3 protein-coding genes are annotated in these 4,902 nt (G+C 67.7%); all 3 read right to left on the bottom strand.

What is annotated here, in order from left to right:
- Positions 1–1,540, bottom strand: a 1,540-nt coding sequence (locus tag EOA32_RS32950) for a malate synthase G (protein WP_128373951.1), incomplete at its 3' end; no start/stop codon positions are given.
- A 257-nt stretch (positions 1,541–1,797) separates the two neighbouring features.
- Complete coding sequence (locus EOA32_RS32955) at positions 1,798–3,834, bottom strand: hydantoinase/oxoprolinase family protein (protein ID WP_128373952.1); 2,037 nt, start codon at positions 3,832–3,834, stop codon at positions 1,798–1,800.
- Between the two features lie 405 nt (positions 3,835–4,239).
- Positions 4,240–4,587 carry a hypothetical protein gene (locus tag EOA32_RS32965; RefSeq protein ID WP_095782067.1) on the bottom strand — a complete coding sequence of 116 codons (348 nt, stop codon included), beginning with the start codon at positions 4,585–4,587 and terminating at the stop codon, positions 4,240–4,242.
- Positions 4,588–4,902 lie beyond the last annotated feature (315 nt).

A 4,902-nucleotide genomic window follows, 5' to 3' on the forward strand; every position in this document is an offset into this window, starting at 1 on the left:
TCGCCCACATGCCCTTGCCGATCTGGGCGTGGCCGGCGAGCCCGCATTCCAGGCCGGTGTCGACGTTCCACGCCTCATAGGCGGAAATCCAGGCGGCCTGCTTCATGTCGCCCTTGCGGATCATCGGGCCGGCTTCCATCGAGGTGTGGATCTCGTCGCCGGTGCGGTCGAGGAAACCGGTGTTGATGAAGACGACGCGCTCTCTGGCGGCGCGGATCGCTTCCTTGAGGTTGACTGTGGTCCGCCGCTCCTCGTCCATGATGCCCATCTTGATGGTGTTCTTGGCCATGCCGAGCAGGGCCTCGACGCGGTCGAAGATTTCCACGGCGAAGCCGACTTCCTCCGGCCCGTGCATCTTGGGCTTCACCACATACATCGAGCCGGCACGGGAGTTGGCGCGGCGGCCGTTGTCGCCGACATCGTGCAGCGCGATCAGCGCGGTGAGCGCCGCGTCCATGATGCCTTCCGGCACCTCGTTGCCGTCGCGGTCGAGGATCGCCGGATTGGTCATCAGGTGGCCGACATTGCGCACCAGCATCAGCGAGCGTCCGGGCAGCAGCAGCTGGCCGCCATTCGGCGCCGTGTAGCGGCGGTCCGGATTGAGCTTGCGGACAAAGCTCTTGCCGGCCTTGGTGATCTCTTCCGCCAGGTCGCCCTTCATCAGGCCGAGCCAGTTGCGATAGACGACGACCTTGTCCTCGGCATCGACGGCGGCGACCGAATCCTCGCAATCCTGGATGGTGGTCAGGGCGGCCTCGAGGACGACGTCGGCAATGCCGGCCGCATCGGTCTTGCCGATCTGACTGGCATGGTCGACGACGATCTCGATATGCAGGCCGTTCTTTACCAAAAGCACGGCTTCCGGCGTGGCGGCGTCGCCGCGATAGCCGACGAACTGCTTCGGGTCGGCAAGCGTGGTGGCGCCGGCGCCTTCGCCGACCTTCAGCGCGCCGTTCGCCACCGACAGCCCGTTGATGCCGGCCCATTTGCCGGTGGTGAGCGGCACGGACTGGTCGAGGAAGTCCCTGACCCAGGCGATCACCTTGGCCCCGCGAACCGGGTTGAACGCCTTGCCCCTTTCGGCGCCTCCGGTCTCGGGAATGGCGTCGGTGCCGTAGAGCGCGTCATAAAGCGAGCCCCAGCGCGCATTGGCGGCATTGAGCGCATAGCGCGCGTTCATCACCGGCACGACCAGCTGCGGCCCGGCGACGACCGCGATCTCCGGATCGACATTCTCGGTCGAGACGCTGAAGGCCGGGCCTTCCGGCACCAGATAGCCGATCTCCTCGAGGAAAGTTCTGTACAGCTCCATTTCGACCGGCGCGCCGTTGGCGCGGTACCAGTCGTCCAGCTTCTCCTGCATGGCGTCGCGCTTGGCGAGCAGCGCGCGGTTCTTCGGCGCGAGGTCATGGACGATCTCTGAAAAGCCGGTCCAGAACTTTTCCGGATCGATGCCGGTGCCGACTGCTGCCTCCTCGGCGACGAAGTCATGGAGCTCCCGGGCAATCTGCAACCCGGCGATCTCGATGCGGTCGGTCATCAGCACGTCTCCAGATGGGTAAGGCTTTGCCGGGGCTTTGACATGTTTGGGGTTCAAGGGTCAATTCGGCTTAGGGTGAAGGTGCGGATTTTGGCGGCAAGCGAATCTCCCCCCTTGAGGGGGAGATGGCCGGCAGGCCAGAGGGGGTCGCCTCGCGTGGAGCGCGAGCTCTATTCGTTGCAGCAGGCCGGGCCCAGTCGGGCCGACCCCCTCTGTCTCCTTCGGCGACATCTCCCCCTCAAGGGGGGAGATTGCTTCTAAACCGCAATCCTTGGGCGCCCTGACGCCACCGCCACCACATGCGCCTCGATGAACATGCGCTGGTTCTCGACCGTCGAGACCTTGAACTCGGTGGAAACATCGATTTCGGCGCTGTCGGTGCCGGCATTTTTCGCGCGCTCGGCGACGATCGCCCGCACGTCGGCTTCAGCCGCGGCGATCGCCTTCTCCTCCTCGGTGAAGTCGCGCACCGTCTGCCCCGAGGCGAGCCGGAAAAGCCCTTCCCTGGGCTGGCTGACGCGGGCTTCGGCCGAGACGCGGACCTGGCCGACGACGGCGCCGAGCGCGTTGGCGACATCGGTGTCCTCCGGCACGATGCAGCCATTGCCGATCAGCGGCGGCAGGCCGGCATAATGCAGCGGCGCGGAGGCGCCGAGGCCGATCACCGGACGGTCGAGCGCGACGCTGAAGCGGGCGATGCCGGGATGCGCATCGACGGCGCGCTGCACCAGCGCGTGCGCGACGGTCGCGGCGCCGTCCAGCCCGTCCTCGGCGAAGGCGGTTTCGAGAATATATTCGGCCGACCAGCGCGTCAGCGTGACGAGCACGCGCTGGGCGAGCACTTCCGGCGTCGCGGCGATCGCCTGGCCGCGGCCGTCGCGGCGGCGGGAAAACAGCTCGGCGCCGAGACGGGCGGCGGCGGGATCCCAGTTCGACTGCTTGCCGAGCACATGGGCGGCGTCGGACGGCGTGAAGCCGCAGATGTGCACCAAGCCGCGCGCCACCAGCCGGTTCAGCGTAGCGTTCTGGGCGTTGGAGCTGAGCAGCCGGTCGAGCGCCAGCGGGGTGGCGCCGATCGCCTCGTAGAGTTTTGCTTCCGGCGCGGTGAGGCCGGCGGCGAGGCGATCCGGCACGCCGGTGCGCACGGCAAAACGCCCGTCCATGCGGCCGGGATTGGGCGCGCGCAGCTGCCGCTCCAGCTCGGCGGTGACCGCCTCGCCATGCGCCAAGCCGGCCAGCGCCAGCGGCACCAGGCGGCGCGGCCCGAGCAGGATCTTCGGGTCGAGCGCGCCGTCCTCCAGCGCCACTTCGGAATCGCCGCCAAGGCCGAAGGTGCGCATGGCGACGGCTTCGACCATGGTGCGGAAGCCGCCGACGGTGGCGCCTTCCGGATCGAGCCGCGGCCGGCCGCTATCCAGCACGGCGACGTCGGTGGTGGTGCCGCCGATGTCGGAGACCATGGCGTCGTCGAGCCCGGTCATGTGGCGGGCGCCGACCAGGCTGGCGGCCGGGCCGGAGAGGATGGTCTCGATCGGCCGCTGGCGGGCGAAGGCCGCCGACACCAGCGCGCCGTCGCCGCGCACCACCATCAAGGGTGCGGCGATGCCGCGACGGCCAAGAAAGCCTTCTGTCGCCGCCACCAGCCGGTCGATCATCGAGATCAGCCGGGCGTTGAGCAAAGTGGTGAGCGCGCGGCGCGGACCGCCGAGCTTGGCCGAAAGCTCGTGGCTGGCGGTGACCGGCAGGCCGGTTTTTTCGCGGATCAGGTCGCGCGCGGCGAGCTCATGCGCCGGATTGCGGGTGGCGAAATAGGCGCAGACGGCGAAGCCCGACACCGAACCCCCAAGCTCCGGCAACGCCGCCTCGAGGCCGGAAAGATCGAGCTTGGCGGCATTGCCGTGCACGTCGTGGCCGCCGGGGCAGAACACCACCGGATCGCTGCCCAGAGCCGTCTTCAGCCCGTCGCGGGCAAGGTCGGCCTCGGCAAAGCCGATCATCACCAGCGCCACGCGCCCGCCCTGGCCCTCGACCAGCGCGTTTGTGGCAAGCGTGGTCGACATCGACACCAGCTTGATCGCGGCCGGGTCGGTGCCGGATTTCTCCAGCACCGCGTCGACCGCGCCGGAAATGCCGACGGCGAGGTCGTGGCGCGTGGTCAGCGCCTTGGCCTTGGCCAGCACCTTGCCCTTATCTGGGTTGTCCAGGGGCCCGCCCTCCTCCGACCACAGCACGGCATCGGTATAGGTGCCGCCGGTGTCGATGCCGAGGAAGAGCGGTTTTGGCTTGGCGGTCATTTGGCGGTGGCAAGTCCGGGCAAGAGGTTTGGTGCCTGCCCTTAGCCGATACGGGCCGGCGGATAAAGGCGGGAGCGATGGGCCAAGAGCAGAGATGTGCGGCTTCGAAGAATTTGCTGAGACGCTAGCGCCAAGCCACCCCCCTCTGTCCTGCCGGACATCTCCCCCTCAGGGAGGGAGATTGGCCAACTTCCGCGCCGCGCCATTCCTGCAATGTTGGCAATAGGCGAGGGCCGGTGTGACAGCTGATCTCCCCCCTTGAGGGGGAGATGGCCGGCAGGCTAGAGGGGGTCATCTCGCATGGAGCGCCAGCCTCGTTCTGCAGCCGGAGGCCGAGTCCGGTCGGACCGACCCCCTCTGTCGCCTTTGGCGACATCTCCCCCTCGAGGGGGGAGATTGGCAGCTTCACTCCGCCAGATCCACCGTCTCCGTCGAGTGGTCAGTGCATATGAAGCAGCAGGTGTCGCAGGGCTGGTCGTTGTCGGGGCCGACGCCGGCGGTGACGGAATCGTTGCCGACCACCCAGGCGCCCCAGCAGATGTGCTCGCCGGGCTCGCAGGAGATCGGCACGGATTTGCGCGCCTGCGGCCGGATCAGAAAAACCTTGTCGCCGCCCGGCCAGACCTTTTCGCTGTCGCGGCTGAACAGTTCCAGCGCGACGCCGTCGGACCGCTGGTTGCGGACGAAGACCGACATGTCGGCGGCGAAGGCCGGCGCGGTGAGGAGAAGAGCGGCGAGCAGAGCGCGAATCATGGCGAGGTCCCCGATGGGAGTAGAGCACGGGAAGCACCGGTAATCTCCCCCCTCGAGGGGGAGATGGCCGCGAAGCGGTCAGAGGGGGTCCTTGCGCGTAGAACGCCGACCTCATCTCGTGCCGCACGGCGTCGGCGCTCCACGCGCGGCGACCCCCTCTGTCGCCTTTGGCGACATCTCCCCTCGAGGGGCAGGGGAATCGCAGATAAGTTGATTGGCTATTGCCAAGCCGCAAAAGAAGGATTCTTGAGAGGCTTTCTCGTAGCAGAGGAGGCCCGAGTGCGGCTTGTTTTGTCGATCCTGCAAGCAGTTCGC

Origin of the sequence: Mesorhizobium sp. M1A.F.Ca.ET.072.01.1.1 (assembly GCF_004023325.1) — a bacterium.
GTDB lineage: Bacteria > Pseudomonadota > Alphaproteobacteria > Rhizobiales > Rhizobiaceae > Mesorhizobium.

Coding starts and splice junctions, on each gene's coding strand:
- EOA32_RS32955 (WP_128373952.1), bottom strand. CDS start 3,834: ATGACCGCCAAGCCAAAACCGCTCTTCCTCGGCATCGACACCGGCGGC.
- EOA32_RS32965 (WP_095782067.1), bottom strand. CDS start 4,587: ATGATTCGCGCTCTGCTCGCCGCTCTTCTCCTCACCGCGCCGGCCTTC.